Origin of the sequence: Caulobacter sp. (genome assembly GCF_049283275.1) — a bacterium.
GTDB lineage: Bacteria > Pseudomonadota > Alphaproteobacteria > Caulobacterales > Caulobacteraceae > Caulobacter.
Genome location: NZ_JBAPVS010000180.1, coordinates 20,601 through 43,673, shown reverse-complemented (window position 1 = coordinate 43,673; position 23,073 = coordinate 20,601). Strand labels below are relative to the sequence as shown.

The following is a 23,073-nucleotide window of genomic DNA, read 5'->3' as shown; positions in this document are numbered from 1 at the left end:
GGCTCGGCCAGCACCCGTGCCTCGCCCACCGCCGCGATCAGCCGCTCCAGGTCCTGCGGGCGCGACAGGCGGTGATCGCCGTCCTTGATCAGGGTGAAGACCACGTCATCCGAGGTCAGGCTGTTGGCCAGCTCCAGCGCATGGGTCCAGGGCACGTCGGGATCGGCGCCGCCTTGCAGGACGCGCACCGGCATGTCGATCGGCACGGGACCGGACAGGATCGACCAGCGGGCGCCGTCCTCCAGCAATTGGCGGGTGATCGGATAGCCGCCGTCGTCGTATTCCGAAGGCCGGATCCAGCGCCCGTCGCGGGCGATCGCCGCCTTGGCCTCGGCCGACAGCTCGGGCTCCATCAGCTTCTCGGTGAAGTCGGGCGCCGGGGCGATCAGCACCAAGGCCTTGACCCGGTCGGGACGGGCGATGGCGGCCAGGCAGGCCAGCCAGCCGCCCATCGACGAGCCCACCAGCACCAGAGGCCCCTCGGTCAGGTCGTCGATCACCGCCAGGGCGTCCTCGCGCCAGCGGGTGATCGTTCCGTCGGCGAAATCGCCGTCAGACTCGCCGTGACCGAAATAGTCGAACCGCAAATAGCCGCCGCCGGTCGCCCTGGCCTGGTCGGCCAGGACCTCGGCCTTGGTCCCGGTCATGTCCGAATGGAAACCGCCCAGCCATACAACTGTGGGGTTTGCGCCCTGGACGATGCGGTACGCCACCCGCAGATTGTCGTTCCGAACGAGGTGCTGAAGGGAATCGGTCATGGCGCGGCCTTGTTCATTTCGATAACTACGACCTCTCAAACCTCGTTAGAGCAACGCGTGTCCATCCTTCCCGACGATTTCACGCTTCTGCAGGTGACCCCCGAGCTCGAAACCGGCGGCGCCGAACAGACGACGATCGACGTGGCCCACGGCGTGATCGCCGAGGGCGGCAAGGCCCTGGTCGCCACCAAGGGCGGCCGCATGGCCGCGCGGCTGGAGGCCGACGGCGGTCGGCTGGCCCAGATGCCGGCCCAGTCCAAGAATCCGCTGATCATGCTGGGCAACGCCGCGCGGATGATCGACCTGATCCGCCGCGAGAAGGTGACCCTGGTCCACGCCCGCTCGCGCGCGCCAGCCTTCAGCGCCCTGTGGGCCGCGCACGCCACCAAGGTCCCGTTCGTGGCCACCTATCACGGCGTCTACAACGCCAAGTCCAGCCTCAAGCGCTGGTACAATGCGGTGATGACCAAGGGCGACCTGGTGATCGCCAATTCGGAATACACCCGCGCCCACATCGTCGCCGAACACGGCATTCCGGCCGACCGCGTGGTGGCCATCCCGCGCGGCGTCGACCTGACCCGCTTCGAGCCCGGCCTGGTCTCGGCCGAACGGATCAGGGCGCTGCGCGACGCCTGGGGCGTGTCACCCGAGGACCGCCGGCTGAAGGTGCTGCTGGCCGGCCGCCTGACCCGCTGGAAGGGCCAGGCCCTGGTCATCGAGGCGATGGCGCGGCTGAAGGCGGTTTCCGACGACCGCTTCCTGCTGCTGCTGGTCGGCGACGACCAGGGACGCAAATCCTATCGCGCGGAGCTGGAGCACATGATCGTCCAGGCGGGGCTGCAGGACAGCGTCAAGCTGGTCGGCCATTGCGACGACATGCCGGCCGCCTATCTGTTGGCGGATCTGGCCATCGCCCCGTCGCTGGAGCCCGAGGCGTTCGGGCGGACGGCGGTCGAGCCGCAGGTGATGGGCAGGCCGGTTCTGGCGTCCGATCACGGCGCGGCGCGCGAGACCGTGGTCCATGGCGAAACCGGCTGGCTGGTCGCCCCGGGCGACGTCGAGGCCTGGGCTCAGGCCCTGGCCAGCGCCTGCGAGGCGGGGGCGGCGCGACGCCAGATCATGGGCATGGCGGCCCGGGCCCGCGCCCGAAAATTGTATTCTGTTGACGCGATGGTCGAAGCAACGCTCAAGGTCTACGCGCGCGTTCTGGAGACGAAAAGTTGAGCAAGGAAATCAAGAAGGTCCTGGTCATCAAGCTGGGCGCCCTCGGCGATTTCGTGCTGGCCCTGGCGGCGATGAAGAAGATCCGCGAAGCCCATCCGCGCGCCAAGATCACCCTGCTGACCACCCCGCCCTTCGAAGCCCTGGCCAAGCTGTCGCCCTACTTCAACAACGTCGAAACCGACGGGCGTCCCAGCGACTTCGGCGAGCTGACCGCCATGCTCGGCCGCTTGCGCAAGGCCCGCTACGACAGGGTCTACGACCTGCAGACCAACAGCCGCACCAACTGGTATTTCCAGGCCCTGCGGCCGTTCCCGCCGCAATGGTCGGGCATCGCGGCGGGCTGCGCCCTGCCCCAGCGCGGCAAGGCCCGCGAACAGATGCACACGCTGGAGCGTCAGGCCGACCAGCTCAAGCAGGCGGGCATCTGGCCCGACGCCCCGACCGAGCCCGGCGGCGCCCCCGCCCCTGACCTGACGTGGATCCTGCGTCGCCCCAAGGCGGCGACCGGCGCGCGTACGTCCAAGCCCTATGTGCTGCTGGTGCCCGGCGGCTCGGCCCATCGTCCCGAAAAGCGGTGGCCGGTGGAAAGCTACGCCCAACTGGCGGCGATGCTGAAGGCGCGCGGGCTGGACATCGTGATCATCGGCGGCCCGCAGGAAAGCGCCATGGCGCGCCAGATCCAGAAAGCCGTGGGTCAGGCCCGCGACCTGACCGGCCGCACCGACTTCGCCCAGTTGGCCGTCCTGGGCGCCAAGGCGGCCCTGGCCGTCGGCAACGACACCGGCCCGACCCACCTGCTGGCGGCGGCCGGAGCCCCGACCATCGCCCTGTTCTCCGACGCCTCGGATCCTGAACTGTGCGGTCCGCGCGGCCACGTGGCGGTGATCCGCTCGCCGGACCTGAAGGCCCTGCCGGTCAGCACCGTGGCCAGCGCGGCGGTGGCCTTGCTGCCGCGATAGGTCCTACCCCTTTGGGGGAGGCGGTGGCACAGCGACGGTGGGGGGATTTATCAATACCCCTCGTACCGTCCCGGCTTGTGGTTGGCGATGATCACCACGCTCAACGCCACAGCCGAGAGGATCGACAGCAGAAGCTTGTCCCACGACATCACCGCGAAGGCCGCCCCCACGATCACCACGTCGGACGCCATCTGCACCTTGCCGGCGCTGATGCCGCGCTTTTCGTAGAGCCACAGCGCCAGCACCCCGATGCCGCCAACGCTGGACTTGTGTCGAGCCAGGGCCAGGATCCCCATGCCGATGATCGTGCCGCCGAAGACCGCGGCGAAGACCGGATCGACCGTGGTGATCTTCAGCCAGGCCGGCATGCCCAGGGCCAGGCTCGCCAGCAACAGGTTGGTGACCAGGGTCTTGCCGGTGAACACCCAGCCCAGGGTGCGCTGGGCCAGTACGTAGAACGGGATGTTCAGCAGAAAGAACAGCACGCCGACCGGCCAGTGGGTCAGGTACGAGACGATCAGGGCCACGCCCGCGATCCCGCCCGTCGCCAGACCGGCGGATTTCAGCAGGGTCAAGCCCACGGCGATGAAGCTGGAGCCGATCAGCAGGGCGTGGACATCCTCGATCGGGGTGTGGCGGGCGGCGGAAGTCGGCGTGCTCATGAGGGCGTAAAACGGGTCACTTTTGGAAATGGCGGTCGACCCGACCTCGGCGCTTCGCTCCCCCAAATCCCTTCCGGGCCCTCTCTTGGCGTGTCCAACCCCTAAAAGGGGGCTGTAACGCGCATGCGCCTTGATAGCGCGGGACTCCTTCGTCATATATCACTTGCGAACGCGGCGTCCCCCGGACTCCGCGCGAATGCGCTCAAAGATACGCCACTCTAACGAAACGCCTGGGGATCGGTCGGTCCGACGGCAAAAGCCCTTTAACAACACCGGAGCCGCCCTATTCGCCGTCCTATGCAAACGCCGCCCGTCAAGGATGGTCCGCGTATCAACGATGACATCCGCGTCCCTCGCGTCCTGCTGATCGACCAGAACGGCGAGAAGCAAGGCGAGATGCCGATTTCCGCCGCCCTGGAAGCGGCCGAGGAAGCAGGCCTGGACCTGGTCGAGATCGTTCCCAACGCGAACCCTCCGGTCTGCAAGATCCTGGACTATGGCAAGTTCAAGTTCCAGGAGCAGAAGAAGAAGAACGAGGCTCGCAAGCGGCAGAAGATTGTCGAGCTCAAGGAAATCAAGCTGCGCCCCAACATCGACATTCACGACTACGACGTGAAGGCCAAGTCGATGACCCGGTTCTTCGAGGAAGGCGACAAGGTCAAGGTGACCCTGCGCTTCCGCGGCCGTGAAATGGCGCACCCGGAACTGGGCATGAAGCTGCTGCTCAAGGTCAAGGCCGACTTCGACGAGATCGCCAAGGTCGAATACGAGCCGCGCATGGAAGGCCGCCAGATGATTATGATCCTGGCTCCGCGCTAAGGCTCGGGTTTCCAGCCACGACACGACAAACGCCCCGGCCCGCAAGGCCGGGGCGTTTTCTTTGGCGCCCACTGGCGCGGTCCGATACCGTGCTGGCGAAGCTGGACAACGACGCGGTTAGGGGCGCGCCGCCATGATGCTCTTGCCTACGCGCCGCCTGGCCTTGGCCGTCCTATGCCTGGCGGTCACCAGTTGCACCACCCTGCCAACCGGCCCCGCGGACCTGGCCCCTCTCGACGCCGCCCTGGGTCGGCCGATGGAGAGTCTGCGCGCGGACGCCGACGCCGGCGAGGCCAACGCCCAGTACGCGATGTCCATCCTCACCGCCCATGGCAAGCGCGGTGTGAAGCGGGATGCCGACCTCGCCGCCGCCTTGCGCGCCAAGGCGCTGGCCCCTCGGGGCTTCACATCGATCACCACCTATATCGCCGGCCTGCGGGGCAAGCCCGGCCGGGTCGCGATCATTCAGGTCCCGCGTTACGACCTCAGCTTCACCGAAGCCGGCAGGGTCGATCGTTGCGTCGATGCGCTCGCGCGAATGCGGCGATCACGGCAGGCCGACGCGGCCTGCGGCGGCCCGCTCGCGCGCGCGCGACTGGAGATCCTGTGGAACGACGGCCGCCCGCCGCGTCCGGGCAGATACCGGGAGTTTGAAGCCTAAACCGCCGCAAGACTGCAGCGATGGAAGAGAGCGCGTGTCCCTGCTCGCCCAACCCGCAGAACGCCCCGGCCTGAAGGCCGGGGCGGCTTCCTGGAGAAGAACAACCCGCCGAATTAGCCGAGCGGCCGATCGTCGTGTGACGCGTGTGACGAGACGCAACGGAGCATCGACACGCCGCCCCCTCCCACGGTAGAGCTTCGGCAGTATAAGTTGGGGGACTTTCATGCTGAGAACCGCGCTTGCTGCGGCCGCGCTGGCCTGCACGCTCACCTTCGCTGCCGATGCGGCGACACCGATAGAGGCCTTCGGCCAATTGCCGGCGATCGATTCCGTCGAAATTTCCGATGACGGCCAGTCGCTGGCCTATATTCGCGGGAGCGAAGGCAAGCGCTACGTCGTGGTCCAGACGGTGGGCGGCGATCTCATCGCCATGACCGATGTCGGCCTGGCCAAGGTGCGCTCGGTCGACTGGGGCGACGCCGACCACGTGCTGATCACGACATCGGTCGCCGGAGCGATCGACAACCGCGATTTCGTCGCCATCAAGGGCGAGCGGTACATCATCTACAGCTTCAACATTCGCACGAAGAAGACCGCGCGCTTGATGGATCGCTCGACTGAAGAAGCCCTCAACGCCGCCCTCAGCGACGTCGTGCCCGGAACCTACAAGGGCAAGTCGGTCGGCTATCTTATGGGCTACACCATAGGGGGCGAGGGGCGCCGGGACATCTATCGCGTGGATCTCGACACCGGGGTCGGCGTCATCCACCAGATGGGCAGCGACGAGTTCCACGACTTCGTCATCTCGCAAAACGGCCAGGTCGCGGCGCGAACGTTCGAAAGTTCCGCAGGCCGTTGGCGAATGGAAGTGGCCGCGCCGGGTAAGCCTTGGGTCCCGGCCGGAACCCTGGCGACCGGAACGATCGACGGAACCAGTCTGCATGGTTTTGGACGCACGCTTGACACCGTCCTCACCTACGCCAAAGGCGAAAACAACGACGACTGGAATCTGGTTGAAATCGATCGCGCCACAGGCAAGGCCGGCGAAATCGTGAATCCTGATCATCGCACCGGCAACCTGATCCACGCGCAGGACGGGCGCCTGGTGGGCATCTCCTATACCGACACCTACCCGGTCTACGAGTTCTACGATCCCAAGCTGACGGCCGCCTGGGCGCTGGTAAGCCAGGCCTTCGATGGCAAGGCGGTTCGTCTTTCGAGCTGGTCGGCCGATTTCGGCAAACTGGTGATCAATGTCGAGGGCACCGGCGACGCGGGCAGCTGGTATGTGATCGATCCGGCCGCCAAGTCGGCCAAGCGGATCGGCGCCACCTATCCCGGCATCACCCCGACCGACGTCGCCGAAGTTCGCCTGGTCCGCTACAAGGCCGCCGACGGCCTGGCGCTGACCGGCTACCTGACCCTGCCCTCCGGCAAGGATCCCAAGAAGCTGCCGCTGGTGGTCCTGCCGCACGGCGGTCCCCAAAGGAACGACCCCGTCGGCTTTGACTGGTGGTCCCAGGCCCTGGCGTCTCGCGGCTACGCGGTGTTCCAGCCACAGTTCCGAGGCTCCAGCGGCTTCGGAAACGACTTTGTTGAAGCCGGTCATGGCCAGATCGGCCGCAAGATGCAGACCGACATCTCCGACGGCGTGAAGGTGCTTGCCCGCACAGGCATGATCGACCCCAAGCGCGCCTGCATCGCCGGGGCCAGCTACGGCGGCTACGCCGCTCTGGCCGGCGTGACCATCGAACAGGGCCTGTATCGTTGCGCTGTGGCGGTCGCCCCCGTCAGCGATTGGGGCCGTATGATGACATCCGAAGCGATCTCCACGGGCGGCTCCAAGGGCGTCACCGTGAGTTATTGGAAGCGCTTCACCGGCGCGACCTCGGCCGCGGACCCGATGTTGGACACGATCTCGCCAGCCCGCCAGGCCTCCAAGGCCGATGCTCCGATCCTGATGGTCCATGGCCGCGACGATACGGTCGTGCCGTTCGAGCAGACGGACGTCATGATCAAGGCGCTGAAGGCGGCGGGCAAGCCCGTCGACCTGGTGACGCTGGCGGCCGAAGACCATTGGCTGTCGCGAGAACCCACGCGCATCCAGATGCTGAAGGCTACAATCGAGTTCATCGAAAAGCACAACCCGCCGAACTAGAAGCCGTGGGCCCGGTCGCCTGGCGCGGCCGGGCCCATCGCACATGACTTAGAATTGAACCTTCAGACAGCTGTCGCCATCTCGGCGGAACGAGCGTAAACCCCGCGGCCTGATGACTACGCTCTCCGCACCGCCATCCCCCGCCGCCGTGAAGACGCCGGACGCCAGTCCGCGCGCGCTCTACGTGCTGCTGCTGGTGGTGTTCATCAACCTGGTGGGCTTTGGGCTGGTGATCCCGCTGCTGCCCTTCTACGCCAAGTCGCTGAACGCCAGCCCCTGGCAGGTGACGGCGATGTTCTCGGCCTATTCGCTGGGCCAGTTCATCGCCGAGCCGTTCTGGGGACGCCTGTCCGACCGCATCGGCCGGCGGCCGGTGCTGATCGTCACCATCCTGGCCAACACCCTCAGCTATGTCGCCCTGGCCTTCGCGCCCAACATCGCCTGGGCCTTCGCCATTCGCCTGGCCAGCGGCTTCGGCAGCGGCAACATCTCGACGATCCAAGGCTACATGGCCGACGTCACCCCGCCCGAGAAGCGCGCGGGCCGCATGGGCCTGCTGGGCGCGGCGTTCGGCATGGGCTTCGTGGTCGGCCCCACCCTGGGCGGGCTGCTGCCGGGCGTGGCCAAGGCTTTCGGTCATTCCGAAACCGGGCGCCTGGCCTTCCAGATCCCGCTGCTGGCCGCCGCCGTCCTGGCGGCCATCGCCGCGCTCGGCGTCTTCCTGTTCGTGGTCGAGAGCCGCGCGCCCAGCCACAAGGACGCCCCGGTGGTCCGCCGCCGCGAACATCTGGCGGCGGCCTCCGCCCATCCGGTGCTGTCGCGCGTACTGCTGGTCACCCTGATCTCGACCGCCGCCTTCGCCGGCATGGAATCGGTCTTCGGCCTGTGGACCCAGGCCCGCTTCGACTGGGGTCCGCGCCAGGTCGGCTTGTGCTTCGCGGTGATCGGCATCATCGCCTCGGTCGGCCAAGGCCTGATCACCGGCCGGCTGGCGCGGCGGTTCGGCGAGGCCAAGGTGCTGACCGCCGGCCTGGCGATCATCGCCGTCAGCCTGAGCTTGACGCCCTTCGTCCCGTCTTCGGCCTTCGTGCCGCTGGCGGTGGGCTGCACCGCGTTCGGCCAATCGCTGGTTTTCCCCTGCGTCGCGGCCCTGATCTCGCGCGCCACCCCGCCCGACAAGCAGGGCGCGATTCTGGGCCTGAACATGGCCGCCGGCTCGCTGGCCCGCATGATCGGCCCGATGCTGGCCGGCCCGCTGTTCGGCCTGGCGATCGGCGGCCCCTACTGGCTGGGCGCGGTGCTGATGATCCCGGCGGTCGCCTTCGCCCTGACCATCGAGCATCGGGTCAAGGCCGCCGCGTAAGGCGCTTGCGTTCTTCGCCCCTTTCCCGTACTAACCCCGCCTTTCCGGAACCGCCTGGCTAATGGCATGCCATGGCGGTTCGTCATGCTTCTCTAGAGGACGGAGCCGTTAAACGCTCCGACGCGAAATGCCTAAGTTGAAGACGAAGTCTGGCGCCAAGAAGCGCTTCAAGATCACGGCCACGGGCCTGCTGAAAGCCGGCGTCGCCGGCAAGCGTCACCGTCTGATCGGCCACAACGGCAAGTACATCCGCCAAAACCGCGGAACGAAGGTCATGAGTGCTTCGGACACCAAGACCATTCGTTCGTACATGCCCTACGGCCTTTAAGGAGCGCTGACACATGGCTCGCGTCAAACGGGGCGTCACCGCCCACGCCAAGCACAAGAAGGTTCTTGAGCAGGCGAAAGGCTTCTACGGCCGCCGCAAGAACACCATCCGCACCGCCAAGGCCGCCGTCGACAAGGCCGGTCAATACGCGTACCGCGACCGCAAGGTGCGCAAGCGCGCCTTCCGCTCGCTGTGGATCCAACGCATCAACGCCGGCGCTCGCGTCGAGGGTTTCACCTACTCGCAGTTTATCCACGGCCTGGACGTGGCGGGTATCGTGATGGACCGCAAGGTCCTCTCGGATATCGCGGGTCAAGACCCGGCTGCGTTCAAGGCCATCGCTGACAAGGTCCGCGCCGCCCTGGCCGCTTAAGGTCTTTTTCGGGTTCCGACCCGATTGCGATCTGAAAAGCCCTTCGGTGCGAGCCGGAGGGCTTTTTGCTGCGCGCTCCCCTACTCCCCGTCCCACGAATGCTCTAGACGGAACCCCGTCATGACCGATCTCACCACTCTCGAAGCCGACGTGCTGGCCCAAGTGGCCGCCGCCGGCGATCTCGCCGCCCTGGACGCCGTGCGCGTGTCCGCCTTGGGCAAGACCGGCTCGATCTCGGGCCTGCTCAAGACGCTGGGGACCATGAGCCCCGACGAGCGCAAGGAGCGCGGCGCGGCGATCAACGTCCTGCGCGACCGCGTCCAGACCGCGCTGAACGACAAGAAGGCCGCGCTGGAAGCCGCCGCCCTCGACGCGCGCCTGGCCGGCGAGACCCTGGACCTGACCCTGCCCGCCCCGCACCGTCGCCGCGGCAGCGTCCACCCGACCATGCAGACCATGGACGAGATGATCGCCATCTTCGCCGAGATGGGCTTCGCGGTCGCCGAAGGTCCCGACATCGAGGACGACTTTCACAACTTCACGGCCCTGAACTTCCCCGAGAAGCACCCGGCTCGCGAAATGCACGACACCTTCTTCTTCCATCCGAAGGAGTCCGGTGAACGCATGCTGCTGCGCACCCACACCAGCCCCGTGCAGGTGCGGACGATGGTGTCGCAAAAGCCGCCGATCCGCATCATCGCGCCTGGCCGCACCTATCGCTGCGACAGCGACGCCACCCACACGCCGATGTTCCACCAGGTCGAGGGCCTGGTGATCGACAAGGGCATCCACATGGGCCACCTGAAGTGGACCCTGGAGACCTTCATCGCCCGGTTCTTCGAAACCGACGCGGTGACGACGCAGTTCCGGCCCCACCACTTCCCGTTCACCGAGCCCTCGGCCGAGATGGACGTGCAGTGCGATCGCTCGGGCGGCGAGATCAAGATCGGCCAGGGCACGTCGTGGCTCGAGATTCTGGGCTGCGGCATGGTTCACCCCAATGTCCTGCGCGCCTGCGGCATCGATCCGGACGAGTACCAGGGCTTCGCGTTCGGCATGGGCGTCGATCGCCTGGGGATGCTGAAATACGGCATGCCCGACCTGCGCGACATGTTCAGCTCGGACGGCCGCTGGCTGGACCACTACGGCTTCAGCGCGTTCGCCGCGCCGAACGCGGCTTCCGGTCTCAGCTGATGCGCGCCGCGCTCCTCGTCTTCCCGTGGAGAGAGCGCGCCGGATCCGCCGAGAAACCCCTCATCCGACCTGCTTCGCAGGCCACCTTCTCCCGCAAGGGGAGAAGGAACCGTGAGTTCCAACGATGAAATTCACCCTCTCCTGGCTCAAGGACCACCTCGACACCGAGGCGTCCGCCACCACCGTCGTCGCCGCCATGACCATGGCCGGCCTCGAGGTCGAGCACGTCACCGATCCGGCCACCAAGCTGGCCGCCTTCACGGTCGCCAAGATCGTCGAGGCCGTGCAGCACCCCAACGCCGACCGCCTGCGGGTCTGCCAGGTCGATACTGTCGACGGCCGCAAGGAGATCGTCTGCGGCGCGCCCAACGCCCGTCCGGGCCTGACCACCGTCTACGCCCCGATCGGCGCCTATGTGCCGGGCCTGGGCGTGACCCTGGTCGAGAAGCCGGTGCGCGGCGTCGTCTCCAACGGCATGCTGTGCTCGGGCTCCGAGTTGGAGGCCGACGACGGCTCCGAGGGCATCCTGGAACTGTCCGACGATCTGGCCGTCGGCACGCCGGCCAGCCAGGCCCTGGGCCTGGAAGCGGTGATCGACTTCGAGGTCACCCCCAACCGCCCCGACTGGCTGGGCGTGGCCGGCATCGCCCGCGACCTAGCGGCGGCGGGCGTGGGCACGCTGAAGGACCTGTCGATCCTCCCCGTGCCGGGGACCTTCCCCTGCCCGATCACCATCAAGGTCGACGGCGACGCCTGTCCGGTGTTCAGCGGCCGCCTGATCAAGGGCGTCAAGAACGGCCCCTCGCCCAAGTGGCTGGCGGACCGCCTGAAGGCCATCGGCCTGCGTCCGATCAACACCCTGGTCGACATCACCAACCTGATCACCTACGACCGCGCCCGCCCGCTGCACGTCTATGACGCGGCCAAGCTGGTCGGGACGGTGATCGAGGCGCGCCTGGGTCATCACGGCGTCAACGGCGACGAGCACCTGATCGCCCTGGACGGCAAGACCTATGACCTGACCCCGGACATGTCGGTGATCTCCGACGCCGCCGGCGAGCGTCCGATCGGCATCGGCGGCGTGATGGGCGGCGAGAGCACCGGCTGCTCGGACGACACCACCGACGTCTTCCTGGAAAGCGCCTGGTTCGATCCGATCCGCACGGCCCAGACCGGCCGCACCACCGGCATCAACAGCGACGCCCAGTACCGGTTCGCCCGCACGGTCGACACCGGCTCGCTGGTCCCTGGCCTGGAGCTGGCCACCAGGCTGATCCTGGAGCTGTGCGGCGGCGAGGCCTCCGAGATCGTGGTGGCGGGCGAGGCTCCGGCCGCGCCCGGCCCGATCCTGTTCGACCCGGCCTATGTCCAGCAGCTGTCGGGCCTGGCCATCGAGCCGACCCGCACGCTGAAGATCCTGGCGGACCTTGGCTTCACGATCGAGCCGCCCAAGGACGTGTCGTCGACCGCCTTCGCCATGAACGCCGAGAGCCTGGTCTGCGTCACCCCGCCGACCTTCCGTCGCGACGTGCAGGGCAAGGCCGACCTGGTCGAGGAAGTGGCCCGCATCGCCGGCTACGCCGCCCTGCCCTCCACCCCGCTGCCGGAAACGGCGCGGGCGGTCGGCGGCGTGCTGACCGCCCGCCAGGCCCGGGCCCGCATCGCCCGCCGCGCCCTGGCCGCGGCCGGTTACAACGAGGCGGTGACCTGGAGCTTCACCAACCAGAAGATCGCGGCCCTGTTCGGCGGCGGTTCGCCCGAGCTGGTGCTGGCCAATCCTATCGCCTCGGAACTGGACTGCATGCGCCCGTCCATCCTGCCCAACCTGATCGAGGCGGCCGGCCGCAACGCCCGTCAGGGCTTCCCGGACGTCGCCCTGTTCGAGGTGGGCCCGGTGTTCTTCGGCGACCGCCCGCAGGACCAGAAGACCACGATCGCCGCCATCCTGGCCCCCCACGCCCCGCGCGGCTGGGACAAGGCGAGCGCGGAGGGCGTGTTCACGGTCAAGGCCGACCTGATGGCCCTGCTGGAGGAGATCGGCGCGCCGGTCGCCTCGCTGCAGACCGCTCAGGGTTCGGCTTCGTCGTGGTGGCACCCAGGCCGCTCGGCGCGCCTGCAGCTGGGTCCCAAGGCGGTGCTGGCCGAGTTCGGCGAGCTGCATCCGGCGGTGCTGAAGGCCTTGGACGTGGCCGGGCCGGTCTATGGCTTCGAGATCACCCTGGAAGCCGTGCCCGAGCCGAAGAAGAAGTCGGTCAAGACCAAGCCGGCCTTCACGCCCTCGCCGCTGATGCCCCTGACCCGCGACTTCGCCTTCGTGGCCGACAAGGCCAAGGCGGCGGGCGACCTGGTCAAGGCCGCGGCCGGCGCCGACAAGGCGCTGATCGAGGCGGTGCAGGTGTTCGACGTCTATGAGGGCCCCGGCGTGCCGGACGGTTCGAAGTCGGTCGCCCTGGAGGTGGTCGTCCAACCGCGCGACAAGACCCTGACCGAGGCCGAGATCGAGGCCTTGTCGGGCCGGATCGTGGCGGCGGTCGAGAAGGCGGGCGGCAAGCTGCGGGGCTAGTGGCTCACCCACTTGCCCCCACCTGACCGCTTCGCGGTCTGTCCGCCCCCATAGGGGGCGGAGCTTTCATGGCGCGGCTCTTCCCCCTGTGGGGGAAGACGACCGCGAAGCGGTCCGTAGGGGGCAAGTGCTAGCCGCATGAGCTTCACCGCATATTTCTTGCGCACCCCGCCCCAAACGCCGCACCTGCACGGCAAAGCCTTGCGCTGGCCCCACCCCCACGCTAACTATGTAATCGCACACGGAGTTTTGCCGCCATCATGCTTACGCAGCTGGCCATGAATGTTCTGATCGCGACCGGCCTCACCGCCGGCGTCGCGATCTCGTGCGCGCGCGCCATTATGATGCAGGCCAAGATTAAAACCGTTCGTGTGCGAACGGGGCAACGCAGGCGCGCGGTCGACTAGACGACCACCACAGCCGAAGATCGCAAGATCCGCAAAGCCCCGCTTCCCACAAGGAGCGGGGTTTTTGCTGTGCGGTCATCGGTCCTCAAACCCAAAGGACCTTGAACCATGAGCTACCTGCCTTCCCTACCCGCCTTCAACTCCGACCACGAAGGCGTCACCGTCCACCAGTTGCTGCTGGCCGCTCAGGATGCGCCCTCGGCGCTGGAAGCCGTCCGCCAGGGCCTGGCCGACAGCGGGGCCGAGCTGTGCGCCCTGTCGATGAAGCCGGTCGGCCAGATCGTCGAGGGCTCCCTGCGCGTGCGCCACCTCAGCGAACAGGCCGCCCGCCTGCTGGCCCGCGACCTGGCCGCCTGGCCGGGCGTCACCTCGGCCAGCGTCGAGCATCAGTGGGTTCGACCATGAGCGACCTCAAGCCCGAGGACGACAAACGCCGGCTGTTCCTGGTGATCGCCGACGACACGCCCGACGCCCTGATGCGGGTGTTGGGCGTGGCCACCGTCCAGCAGACCCGCCTGCGGGCCCTGAGCGCCCAGCCGGACGGCGCGGGCCTGAGCATCCGGCTCGAGCTGGACGACCAGGGCGACGAGCGGGCCCAGATCCTGGCCGCCCGCCTGTCGGCCTGTCCTTCGGTGCGCGGCGTCGGATTCGGCTGGCGTTAGGTGTAACCTTTCGGACGCCTGATCCGTATCTAGAGGCACACCCTCCCGGAGCCGCCCGATGATCCGCCGTCTGTTCGTACTCCTCGCCAGTTTCGCCGCCATCCTGCTGCCGGCCGACGTGCTGGCCGCGCCCAAGCCCCCCACCGCGACCGCCGTGTTCGCCGGCGGCTGCTTCTGGTGCATGGAGAACGACATGCGCGGCATTCCGGGCGTGCTGAAGGTCGAGAGCGGCTACACCGGCGGTCACGTCGCCAAGCCCACCTATCGCGACGTGACCAGCGAGCGCAGCGGCCACTACGAGGCGGTGCGCGTCACCTACGACCCCGCCAAGCTCGACTACGGCTTTCTGCTCTACAAGTACTGGAAGCTGGTCGACCCCACCGACGACGGCGGCCAGTTCTGCGACCGCGGCCCATCCTACCGCCCGGCCGTGTTCGTCACCCCGGAACAACGCCCGATCGCCGAGAAGTCGCGCGCCGAAGCCGCCAAGCGCCTGAAGACCGGCACGATGAAAGCCCAGATCCTGCCCGCGCAGACCTTCTGGCCGGCCGAGGCCTATCACCGCGACTACGCCAGGAACCACGCCATCGAGTACCACGCCTACCGCATGGGCTGCGGCCGCGACCTGCGGCTGAAGCAGGTCTGGGGCGGATAGGCGGCCCCAATTTCCACCATGATGGACTATGCCGGCATCAAGGCGTCCAAGCCCTGACGCCGGCGTGAACCTTCACCCGGGCAGGCCGTTGTCACGGCTCACCCCGGGGGAACGACCATGCGCGTACATGTCGAGGCGCGGCTGGACTACGACTTCCCCGAACGGGTGGAATCCCTGCTGCAGATCGAGGCGGCGGTCGCCGACGACCAGACCGTGCTGGACGAACAGCTGACCTTCGATCCGCCCCTGACCTTCGTTCGCCGCGACGATCCGGTCAGCGGCGAACGGCGGGTGGCCTTCGAGCACCAGGGTCGGTTGGCCATCGCCTACACCGCCACCGTCGAGATCGCCGATCGCGAGATGGATCTGGCCGGCGCCGTCCAGCACCGGGTCGCCGCGCTGCCGATCGACACCCTGCCCTATCTGCGCGGCAGCCGTTACTGTCCGTCCGATATCTTCGAGACCATCGCCGATCAGAAGTTCGGGTCCCTGCGCGGCGGCGAACGGGTGGCGGCCGTCGCCGCCTGGATCATCGGCCACCTGGACTACAGCCCGGTCAGCGACTGGCGGACCACCGCCCTGGAGACCTACGTCCAGCGCGCCGGCGTCTGCCGCGACTTCGCCCATCTGGCCGTCACCCTGTGCCGGGCCAGCGACATCCCCGCCCGCGTGGCCAGCGTCTACGCCCTGACGCTGGACCCGCCGGATTTCCACGCCGTCGTCGAGGTGTTCGTCGGCGGCCGCTGGCGGCTGCTGGACCCCACGGGCCTGGCGCCCATCGACGGCCTAGTCCGTATCGCCTACGGCCGCGACGCGGCCGACGTGGCGTTCCTGACGATCTTCGGCCGGGCCACCATGGTGGCCCAGAGCGTGACCGTGAAAAGGGCCGCGACCGATTTCCACGATTGATGCGCATCCTATAGTAGGGTTAAATTCGATCATCCCTCAAAGTTGAGCGGCGCGTTCACGTCCTCAAGGCTCCGGCGACGCGCAATGCGCGCCCGGTCGCCCTCTTCGGAACGACATCATGCCGACCGCCAAGGACATGCTCTGGTTCAAGATCCAGTTCGGCCCGCAGATCGCGCGCGCGGTGGCGGGCACGCCGTTCGACCTGGACATGTTGACGGCGCTGGCTTCCCAGGAAACCGGCTACATCTGGAGCGTGCTGCGCGCGAAGGGCCTGTCGATCCCGGAGATCCTGGCGCTTTGCGTCGGCGACACGCTCGACGACACTGCCGGACGCTCGGCCTTTCCACGCGACTACGACGCCCTGGTCGCCGCACCGAACGGCCAGCAGATGTTCCAGATCGCCCACCAGGCCCTGGTGGACATGGCCGCCCACATCGACGGCTATAAGGCCGTGGCCAAGAAGCCCAAGAAGTTCTGCCACGGCTACGGGATCTTCCAGTACGACCTGCAGTTCTTCCGGACCAATCCGCAGCACTTCCTGCAGAAGCGCTATGCTGACTTCGACGCCTGCGCCGCGCTCTGCGTGGCCGAGTTGAAGCGGGGCTTGGCCACGCTGAATTTTCAGAACCGCACCAGCCTCACCGCGCTGGAAATGGCCCATGTGGCGATCGCCTACAACACCGGCGGCTTCAAGCCGGCCAAGGGCCTGAAACAGGGCTTCAAGGACGATGCGGGACGCTACTACGGCGAGATCTTCTACGACTATCTGCTGAAGGCGCGAGCGGTGACCCTGCCGGTCGAGACGCTCCCGCCGGGCGAAGCCTTGTCGCCGCCGTCCACGCCCGTCGAGGCCGTCGGCCAGACCTACGAGGTCGATGTCCGCGAGGGTCTCCTGAACCTGCGCAAGACCCCGAAGATCAATCCCGCCGCGCCGCTGGAGAATTTCAGGGTGGGGCTGCCGGACGGCCAGATCGTCCGCGCGACGGGCTCCCCGGCGCAGAACGGCTTTGTGGAGGTCGAGACCGACCTGGCCGGCGCCCACTACAGGGGCTACGCCGCCGAGCGGTTCTTGAAGAAGAGGACCGCCAAGGCCGCGCCGCCGCTGCAGCCGATCGTCACGCCGCCGGCGGGCCTGACGGCCGTCCAGATGCCGCGACGGCCAGGGACGGTCACGCGGCGATCCGCCCCGGCCAGCGCCCATTCCCTGAACGAGCCGAACGCGCCCTCGCGCAAGGGCGCCACGCCCGCCCAGCGGTGCGCCGATCTGGCCGCGATCATCGATTGGCTGGCGGTCGACGATCCGACCCACCTGCGATACCAGCCGCACGACGGCCTGACGTTCTGCAACATCTACGCCCACGACTACATGCATCTGGCCGGCGCCTATCTGGCCCGTGTCTGGTGGACGCCGGGCGCGATCCTGGCGATCGGCCGGGGCCAGACGGTGGAGCCGAAATACGGATCCACGATCGAGGAGATGCGCGCCAACGCCCTGTTTCGCTGGCTTCGCGACTTCGGCGCGGTGTTCGGCTGGCGCCAGACCGGAACGCTGGACAAGCTGCAGGCGCATGCGAACCAGGGCGGGCTGGCGCTGATCGTCGCGCGCCGCAAGGAAGACGGCCGCTCAGGGCATATCGTCGCCGTGGTTCCCGAAAGCGGCGCGCATCGCGCCGCGCGCAACGGCGCGGGCGAGGTGACCGGTCCCCTGCAAAGCCAGGCCGGAACCAAGAACGCCCGCTACCTCACTACCGCGAACTGGTGGACGGGGGACCAGTTCGCCGAGAGCGCCTACTGGATCCACGCCTAGGATCCAGCCGCCTCATGACGGGCGTGTGGCGATCCGGCCTAGAACGGCAGGATGTTGCGTTTGCGGCTGTAGGCCAGGTAGCCGACATTGGCCCCCAGGCGCAGGCCGACGCCGGCGCGGATCGGGGCCAGGGTGATGGTGTCGGCGCGCTGGTAGTTCACGCCCAGGCCGCCGACCAGATAGGCCGTGCCCTCCACGCCGGGGAAGCGACGGAAGATGGCGTCCGGATATTGCAGATTATAGCACAGGGTGAAGACCCGGCTGGCGTTGCCGCCCCAATCCCAGCCCACCGACGGGCCCTGCCAGAACACCTCCTGGGTGTCCTTTTCCTTCATGTACAGAAGGCCCCGGCCGTAGCGGAGGCCCACGCCGATGGCGCCCGAGCCCTCTTCGCCGGCGATGTAGCCGGTGGGCCGGCCGTTGTCGCGGAAGGCGCGCTCGATCACCGCCCCAATGCTCTCGGCGGTGACGCCGAGGAAGTCCGAGCCGCTGCGGATCATCTCGTCGGCCGAATAGGTCTGGGCCGCGCCGGTGTCGTACTGCGACTGACGCGGCGGGTCGCCCGGCCGATCCTGGGCCGTGCTGGCGCAGGCGCCCAGGCCGGTGGAAACCGTGGCGGTGGCGGTGGCGATGCCCGAAAGGATCAGCTTGCGGCGGTCCATATGCTCTCTCGCGATTCCAACAGCCTAGACTGTCTCAACCCTTTGAGTCGGGTTTGCGGCTTGAAGCTTAAAGCCGGGTTAACCATGACCGTTCCTCCGCCGTGAGGGAGGAACGACACTCGCGAAAGCGCGCAAATATGCTAGAGGCAGCCCCATGACTTCGACGCCTCTCGACCGCATTCGCAATTTCTCCATCGTCGCCCACATCGACCATGGCAAATCGACCCTCTCCGATCGGCTGATCCAGGAGACCGGGGGCCTCACCGCGCGTGAGATGACCGCCCAGGTCCTGGACAACATGGACATCGAGAAGGAACGCGGGATCACCATCAAGGCCCAGACCGTGCGTCTGGAGTACAAGGCCGACGACGGCCTGACCTACATCCTCAATCTGATGGACACTCCCGGCCACGTCGACTTCGCCTACGAGGTCAGCCGCAGCCTGGCCGCGTGCGAAGGCTCGATCCTGGTCGTCGACGCCAGCCAGGGCGTGGAAGCCCAGACCCTGGCCAACGTCTATTCGGCCATCGACAACAATCACGAGATCGTCCCGGTCCTCAACAAGATCGACCTGCCGGCCGCCGAGCCCGAACGGGTGCGCGCCCAGATCGAGGACCTGATCGGCCTGGACGCCAGCGACGCCGTCCTGGCCAGCGCCAAGTCGGGCGTCGGCATCCACGAGGTGCTGGAGGCCATCGTCACCCGCCTGCCGCCGCCCAAGGGCGATGAGAACGCGCCGCTGAAGGCCCTGCTGGTCGACGCCTGGTACGACGCCTATCTGGGCGTGGTCGTGCTGGTCCGCGTGATCGACGGCCGCCTGCGGGCCGGCCAGAAGATCAAGATGATGCAGCACGGCTCGACCCACCTGGTCGACCGCGTCGGGGTCTTCAAGCCCAAGAACACCCCCGTCGAGAGCCTCGGCCCCGGCGAGATCGGCTTCTTCACCGCCCAGATCAAGGAAGTGGCCGACGCCGCCGTCGGCGACACCCTGACCGACGAGAAGAGGCCCACCGAAAAGGCCCTGCCCGGCTTCAAGGACGTCCAGCCGGTGGTGTTCTGCGGCCTGTTCCCGGTGGACGCCGCCGACTTCGAGGACCTGCGCGCCGCGGTCGGCAAGCTGCGCCTCAACGACGGCAGCTTCACCTACGAGATGGAATCCAGCGCCGCCCTGGGCTTCGGCTTCCGCTGCGGCTTCCTCGGCCTGCTGCACCTGGAGATCATCCAGGAGCGCCTCTCCCGCGAGTTCGACCTGGACCTGATCGCGACCGCCCCCTCGGTGGTCTACAAGATCCACATGCGCGACGGCTCGGAAGTCGAGCTGCACAACCCCGCCGACCTGCCCGACCCGATGCACATCGAGAGCATCAGCGAGCCCTGGATCAAGGCCACGATCTTCACCCCCGACGAATATCTGGGCGGCGTGATCAAGCTGTGCCAGGACCGCCGCGGCGCCCAGCGCGAGCTCAGCTACGTCGGCAACCGCGCCATGGTGATCTACGACCTGCCCCTGAACGAGGTGGTGTTCGACTTCTACGACCGCCTCAAATCGATCTCGAAGGGCTATGCCAGCTTCGACTATCAGGTCGAGGACTACCGGACCGGCGACCTGGTGAAGATGTCGATCCTGGTCAATGCCGAGCCCGTCGACGCCCTGTCGATGCTGGTCCACCGCGACCGCGCCGAAAGCCGCGGCCGGGGCATGTGCGAAAAGATGAAGGAGCTCATCCCCCAGCACATGTTCGTCATCCCCATCCAGGCGGCGATCGGCGGCAAGATCATCGCCCGCGAGACCGTCCGCGCCCTGCGCAAGGACGTCACCGCCAAGTGCTACGGCGGCGACGCCTCGCGCAAACGCAAGCTGCTGGACAAGCAAAAGGCCGGCAAGAAGCGCATGCGCCAGTTCGGCAAGGTCGAGATCCCGCAGGAAGCGTTCATTGCGGCGCTGAAGATGGACGGGGATTGATCGGCTTCTGAGCTACTCTGGCTTGCAATGCGCCCAGTGCGCATCGGCCTTCCCAACTACCACCGCCCGCTCAATCCACTTTACGGGGACTCGTGTCGCGATAGCGCTCTAGCGCTACCAACATTTCGCCCACAGTGCCCAACATCTCAAAGTCGCCCAACCTCGCCTCCATTGATGGGAGCGGGGGCAGCCAGTCGTACTGACTCCGATCCAGATCAAATGGGGTCACCGGCGTTTGCGTGTTGCCTCGCTTCCAAATCTCGACCGCCTTCTTTCGTGCCGGGAATAGGTCCACAAGCGGTGGGAGCGCACGGCCTTCCCCCATAAGATCTTTAAGTTCAGACGCTTCTGGAAGCGGCAAGCCTGACCACGCGGTGACCCCGCGACTGAGCAAATTCCAACCTAACCCCAACCATTTTCCGGCGACTAGCTCACGGCTAATGTGCTTCAACTCAAGTGTTGCGCTCCGTCGCGTTGACGGACCGTAGAGACGGGTAACCGCGTCGGAGTAACTGAGGTATTTTGGATCATTGACCAGCAAGTCGAACATACGGATCAGATCTTCAGATCCCGTAGTGTTTGGTACCGTTGCCAGAAACTCGACGCGCTCATAGCAACTTAGTAGGCCTTGCATTTGGGCTAAAACGACTCGACCGTTGTCATCGCTGACTTGGTCTCGCAGATTTTCAAGCCGAGCCGTCGAGACTGGGGCGCGAACATCCACCTGAAGCCGGTGATTGAACCCAAGCGCGAGGCGATGGAGATCTGTGTGCACGTCACAGACGGCCAGACGCAAGTCGTTTGGAAAATCCTTCGGAAACGTCGGACGGCAGACTTCTTCGTCAAAACCAAGATCGAGAGACCGCCTAACGCCATATAGAAGCCGCGCAACAGTTGTAACTTCCCGGTTATCGTCAACGACGTCGATCCTATCCCTGAGAAGCCTTGGTAGTGTCTTGACTAGCTTCTGTTCCGGATTGGATTTGGCGATGACCACCTGAACGGCACCGGTTGCGATGTATTCTTCCAACATTAGAGCGAAAATCGAGAAATCGCCCGCCATTATGACTTCGGTGGTTTCGCGATGAACGCCCATTCTCGTTACTGGAGCGCCTTGGTGAAGGATCCGCGCCTTTCGCATTCCATCGTCTCCTGGTCGATTCCGCTCGCTATTATTCGACGTTAGCGATCGCGTTCCATCATCCGGCTTCTTATCTGACCAACAAAAAATTGGTCGAGTAGCCATCTCCCATCGCACACTCTTACCGCCCGGTGGCGCATAGAGCCCACCAGAGTTAAACCCACGCCATGCTCCGCCTCTCCAACCTATCGCTTCCCCTCGACCATCCGCCTGAAGCCTTCGCCCCGGCGATCTGCAACCGCCTGGGCATCCCCGCCGACGACCTCCTCAGCCACACGATCGCTCGCCGCGCCCATGACGCGCGCAAGAAGGCAGCGATCCTGATGGTCTATACGGTCGACGTCGCGCTGCGCGACGAGGCCGCCGTGCTGGCGCGGTTCGCGGGAGACAGCCAGGTGCGGGTCAGGCCCGACACCGACTATCGGCTCGTGGCCCAGGCGCCCAAGGACTTCCAGCGCCCCGTCGTCATCGGCGCCGGCCCCTGCGGCCTGTTCGCCGGGCTGATCCTGGCCCAGATGGGCTTCAAGCCGATCATCCTGGACCGGGGCAAGGTGGTGCGCGAGCGGACCAAGGACACCTGGGGCCTGTGGCGGCGCGGCGAGCTGAACCCGGAGTCCAACGTCCAGTTCGGCGAGGGCGGCGCGGGCACCTTCTCGGACGGCAAGCTCTACAGCCAGGTCAAGGACCCCCGCCACCTGGGCCGCAAGGTGCTGGAGGAGTTCGTCAAGGCCGGCGCGCCCGAGGAGATCCTGACCGAAGCCCACCCGCACATCGGCACCTTCCGCCTGGTGACCATGGTGGAAAGCATGCGCGAGACCATCGAGGCCCTGGGCGGCGAATATCGCTGGCAGCGCCGGGTCGACGACTTCGACATCGAGACCGCCGCCGACGGCTCACGCAAGCTGAAGGGCCTGCATCTGTCGACCGGCGACTATCTGGCGGCCGACCACGTGGTGCTGGCCGTCGGCCACAGCGCCCGCGACACCTTCCAGACGCTGTACGACCGGGGCGTCCACATCGAGGCCAAGCCGTTCTCGATCGGGGTGCGGATCGAGCATCCGCAGTCGTGGATGGACAAGGCGCGGTTCGGGGCCTGCGCCGGTCATCCGGACCTGGGCGCGGCCGACTACAGCCTGGTGCATCACTGCGCCAACGGCCGCGCGGTCTACAGCTTCTGCATGTGCCCGGGCGGCACGGTGGTGGCGGCGACCTCCGAGCCCGAGCGCGTCGTGACCAACGGCATGAGCCAGTATTCGCGCAACGAGCGCAACGCCAACTCCGGTTTCGTGGTCGGCATCGATCCGGAGCGCGACTATCCGGGCCACCCGCTGGCCGGCATCGAATTCCAGCGCAAATGGGAGAGCCTGGCCTACACCGCCGGCGGCTCGACCTACGCCGCCCCGGCCCAGAAGGTCGGCGACTTCCTGGCGGGCAAATCGTCGGAAGAGCTGGGCGTGGTCGAGCCCTCCTACAAGCCGGGCGTCAAGATGACCGACCTGGCCCAGTGCCTGCCGGCCTTCGTGATCGACGCCATGCGCGAGGCCCTGCCGGTGTTCGGCCGCCAGATCGCCGGATACGACCATCCCGACGTGCTGCTGACGGGCGTGGAGACCCGCACCTCCTCGCCGATCCGCATCACCCGCGGCAAGGACTTCCAGAGCCTCAATGTCGCGGGCCTGTTCCCGGCCGGCGAAGGCGCGGGCTATGCCGGCGGCATCCTCTCGGCCGCCATCGACGGCATCAAGATCGCCGAGGCGGTGGCGGCGGCCTATGTTGGCCACGACCAAGACATGAAGACGGGGTGA

General features: G+C 66.9%; 21 protein-coding genes and 1 pseudogene. 18 read left to right on the top strand and 4 right to left on the bottom strand.

The genetic code is table 11. The features are described from left to right. Positions 1-758: alpha/beta hydrolase (locus tag WAL33_RS09995; RefSeq protein ID WP_422180936.1), on the bottom strand; the 758-nt coding region annotated here is incomplete at its 3' end. 57 nt (positions 759-815) lie between these two features. Here WAL33_RS09995 and WAL33_RS09990 point away from each other — a divergent pair. After that, positions 816-1,982 (top strand): glycosyltransferase family 4 protein, encoded by a 1,167-nt coding sequence (locus WAL33_RS09990; RefSeq protein ID WP_422180934.1) that lies wholly within the window; start codon positions 816-818, stop codon positions 1,980-1,982. After that, positions 1,979-2,941 carry a glycosyltransferase family 9 protein gene (locus tag WAL33_RS09985; RefSeq protein WP_422180932.1) on the top strand — a complete coding sequence of 321 codons (963 nt, stop codon included), beginning with the start codon at positions 1,979-1,981 and terminating at the stop codon, positions 2,939-2,941. The genes WAL33_RS09990 and WAL33_RS09985 overlap by 4 nt, the downstream gene beginning before the upstream one ends. 50 nt (positions 2,942-2,991) lie before the next feature. Here the strand turns inward: WAL33_RS09985 and WAL33_RS09980 are convergent, their stop codons facing one another. Then, positions 2,992-3,603: a YitT family protein gene (locus WAL33_RS09980; RefSeq protein WP_422180930.1), complete on the bottom strand. Its 612-nt coding sequence runs from the start codon at positions 3,601-3,603 to the stop codon at positions 2,992-2,994. 297 nt (positions 3,604-3,900) lie between these two features. Between WAL33_RS09980 and infC the strand changes: the two genes are divergently transcribed. From infC to WAL33_RS09910, 14 genes are all read left to right on the top strand, one after another. After that, entirely contained in the window at positions 3,901-4,422 is a 522-nt protein-coding gene (infC, locus tag WAL33_RS09975; RefSeq protein WP_007672122.1) for a translation initiation factor IF-3, read from the top strand. Positions 4,423-4,555: 133 nt separating this feature from the next. Beyond that, positions 4,556-5,083 (top strand): hypothetical protein, encoded by a 528-nt coding sequence (locus tag WAL33_RS09970; RefSeq protein ID WP_422180928.1) that lies wholly within the window; start codon positions 4,556-4,558, stop codon positions 5,081-5,083. Positions 5,084-5,306: 223 nt separating this feature from the next. Beyond that, positions 5,307-7,241 carry an alpha/beta hydrolase family protein gene (locus WAL33_RS09965; protein ID WP_422180926.1) on the top strand — a complete coding sequence of 645 codons (1,935 nt, stop codon included), beginning with the start codon at positions 5,307-5,309 and terminating at the stop codon, positions 7,239-7,241. Positions 7,242-7,353: 112 nt separating this feature from the next. After that, positions 7,354-8,604 carry an MFS transporter gene (locus WAL33_RS09960; protein ID WP_422180924.1) on the top strand — a complete coding sequence of 417 codons (1,251 nt, stop codon included), beginning with the start codon at positions 7,354-7,356 and terminating at the stop codon, positions 8,602-8,604. A gap of 127 nt (positions 8,605-8,731) precedes the next feature. Next, positions 8,732-8,932, top strand: a complete 201-nt coding sequence (gene rpmI, locus WAL33_RS09955; protein ID WP_012285249.1) for a 50S ribosomal protein L35 — start codon at positions 8,732-8,734, stop codon at positions 8,930-8,932. Between the two features lie 13 nt (positions 8,933-8,945). Continuing rightward, positions 8,946-9,305 carry a 50S ribosomal protein L20 gene (gene rplT / locus WAL33_RS09950; RefSeq protein WP_422180922.1) on the top strand — a complete coding sequence of 120 codons (360 nt, stop codon included), beginning with the start codon at positions 8,946-8,948 and terminating at the stop codon, positions 9,303-9,305. 120 nt (positions 9,306-9,425) lie between these two features. Continuing rightward, positions 9,426-10,499 carry a phenylalanine--tRNA ligase subunit alpha gene (pheS, locus tag WAL33_RS09945; RefSeq protein WP_422180920.1) on the top strand — a complete coding sequence of 358 codons (1,074 nt, stop codon included), beginning with the start codon at positions 9,426-9,428 and terminating at the stop codon, positions 10,497-10,499. 124 nt (positions 10,500-10,623) lie between these two features. After that, positions 10,624-13,062 carry a phenylalanine--tRNA ligase subunit beta gene (pheT, locus tag WAL33_RS09940; RefSeq protein ID WP_422180918.1) on the top strand — a complete coding sequence of 813 codons (2,439 nt, stop codon included), beginning with the start codon at positions 10,624-10,626 and terminating at the stop codon, positions 13,060-13,062. Between the two features lie 260 nt (positions 13,063-13,322). Then, entirely contained in the window at positions 13,323-13,469 is a 147-nt protein-coding gene (locus WAL33_RS09935; protein ID WP_422180916.1) for a hypothetical protein, read from the top strand. 108 nt (positions 13,470-13,577) lie between these two features. Then, positions 13,578-13,874 carry a hypothetical protein gene (locus tag WAL33_RS09930; protein WP_422180914.1) on the top strand — a complete coding sequence of 99 codons (297 nt, stop codon included), beginning with the start codon at positions 13,578-13,580 and terminating at the stop codon, positions 13,872-13,874. Next, positions 13,871-14,131, top strand: coding sequence for a hypothetical protein (locus WAL33_RS09925; RefSeq protein WP_422180912.1), 261 nt, complete (start codon positions 13,871-13,873; stop codon positions 14,129-14,131). Before WAL33_RS09930 ends, WAL33_RS09925 begins: the two co-directional genes overlap by 4 nt. Positions 14,132-14,192: 61 nt before the next feature. Beyond that, positions 14,193-14,786 (top strand): peptide-methionine (S)-S-oxide reductase MsrA, encoded by a 594-nt coding sequence (gene msrA / locus WAL33_RS09920; protein ID WP_422180938.1) that lies wholly within the window; start codon positions 14,193-14,195, stop codon positions 14,784-14,786. Positions 14,787-14,903: 117 nt separating this feature from the next. Continuing rightward, positions 14,904-15,695 carry a transglutaminase-like domain-containing protein gene (locus WAL33_RS09915; protein ID WP_422180910.1) on the top strand — a complete coding sequence of 264 codons (792 nt, stop codon included), beginning with the start codon at positions 14,904-14,906 and terminating at the stop codon, positions 15,693-15,695. 118 nt (positions 15,696-15,813) lie between these two features. After that, positions 15,814-17,502 carry a hypothetical protein gene (locus WAL33_RS09910; protein WP_422180908.1) on the top strand — a complete coding sequence of 563 codons (1,689 nt, stop codon included), beginning with the start codon at positions 15,814-15,816 and terminating at the stop codon, positions 17,500-17,502. Positions 17,503-17,540: 38 nt separating this feature from the next. On the opposite strand, the pseudogene WAL33_RS09905 reads toward WAL33_RS09910, so the two are convergent. After that, positions 17,541-18,133: pseudogene (locus WAL33_RS09905) on the bottom strand (DUF1134 domain-containing protein); the annotation flags it as partial. Between the two features lie 185 nt (positions 18,134-18,318). On the opposite strand from WAL33_RS09905, the gene lepA reads away from it, so the two are divergent. After that, positions 18,319-20,127 (top strand): translation elongation factor 4, encoded by a 1,809-nt coding sequence (lepA, locus tag WAL33_RS09900; protein WP_422180906.1) that lies wholly within the window; start codon positions 18,319-18,321, stop codon positions 20,125-20,127. Positions 20,128-20,197: 70 nt separating this feature from the next. Here lepA and WAL33_RS09895 read toward each other — a convergent pair whose 3' ends face one another. Beyond that, the gene (locus WAL33_RS09895) at positions 20,198-21,223 is read right to left on the bottom strand and encodes a hypothetical protein (RefSeq protein ID WP_422180904.1); all 1,026 of its coding nucleotides are present in this window, start codon (positions 21,221-21,223) and stop codon (positions 20,198-20,200) included. 212 nt (positions 21,224-21,435) lie between these two features. On the opposite strand from WAL33_RS09895, the gene WAL33_RS09890 reads away from it, so the two are divergent. After that, positions 21,436-23,073 (top strand): NAD(P)/FAD-dependent oxidoreductase, encoded by a 1,638-nt coding sequence (locus WAL33_RS09890; protein WP_422180902.1) that lies wholly within the window; start codon positions 21,436-21,438, stop codon positions 23,071-23,073.

Coding starts and splice junctions, on each gene's coding strand:
- WAL33_RS09980 (WP_422180930.1), bottom strand. CDS start 3,603: ATGAGCACGCCGACTTCCGCCGCCCGCCACACCCCGATCGAGGATGTC.
- infC (WP_007672122.1), top strand. CDS start 3,901: ATGCAAACGCCGCCCGTCAAGGATGGTCCGCGTATCAACGATGACATC.
- WAL33_RS09970 (WP_422180928.1), top strand. CDS start 4,556: ATGATGCTCTTGCCTACGCGCCGCCTGGCCTTGGCCGTCCTATGCCTG.
- WAL33_RS09965 (WP_422180926.1), top strand. CDS start 5,307: ATGCTGAGAACCGCGCTTGCTGCGGCCGCGCTGGCCTGCACGCTCACC.
- WAL33_RS09960 (WP_422180924.1), top strand. CDS start 7,354: ATGACTACGCTCTCCGCACCGCCATCCCCCGCCGCCGTGAAGACGCCG.
- rpmI (WP_012285249.1), top strand. CDS start 8,732: ATGCCTAAGTTGAAGACGAAGTCTGGCGCCAAGAAGCGCTTCAAGATC.
- rplT (WP_422180922.1), top strand. CDS start 8,946: ATGGCTCGCGTCAAACGGGGCGTCACCGCCCACGCCAAGCACAAGAAG.
- pheS (WP_422180920.1), top strand. CDS start 9,426: ATGACCGATCTCACCACTCTCGAAGCCGACGTGCTGGCCCAAGTGGCC.
- pheT (WP_422180918.1), top strand. CDS start 10,624: ATGAAATTCACCCTCTCCTGGCTCAAGGACCACCTCGACACCGAGGCG.
- WAL33_RS09935 (WP_422180916.1), top strand. CDS start 13,323: ATGCTTACGCAGCTGGCCATGAATGTTCTGATCGCGACCGGCCTCACC.
- WAL33_RS09930 (WP_422180914.1), top strand. CDS start 13,578: ATGAGCTACCTGCCTTCCCTACCCGCCTTCAACTCCGACCACGAAGGC.
- WAL33_RS09925 (WP_422180912.1), top strand. CDS start 13,871: ATGAGCGACCTCAAGCCCGAGGACGACAAACGCCGGCTGTTCCTGGTG.
- WAL33_RS09915 (WP_422180910.1), top strand. CDS start 14,904: ATGCGCGTACATGTCGAGGCGCGGCTGGACTACGACTTCCCCGAACGG.
- WAL33_RS09910 (WP_422180908.1), top strand. CDS start 15,814: ATGCCGACCGCCAAGGACATGCTCTGGTTCAAGATCCAGTTCGGCCCG.
- lepA (WP_422180906.1), top strand. CDS start 18,319: ATGACTTCGACGCCTCTCGACCGCATTCGCAATTTCTCCATCGTCGCC.
- WAL33_RS09895 (WP_422180904.1), bottom strand. CDS start 21,223: ATGGGCGTTCATCGCGAAACCACCGAAGTCATAATGGCGGGCGATTTC.
- WAL33_RS09890 (WP_422180902.1), top strand. CDS start 21,436: ATGCTCCGCCTCTCCAACCTATCGCTTCCCCTCGACCATCCGCCTGAA.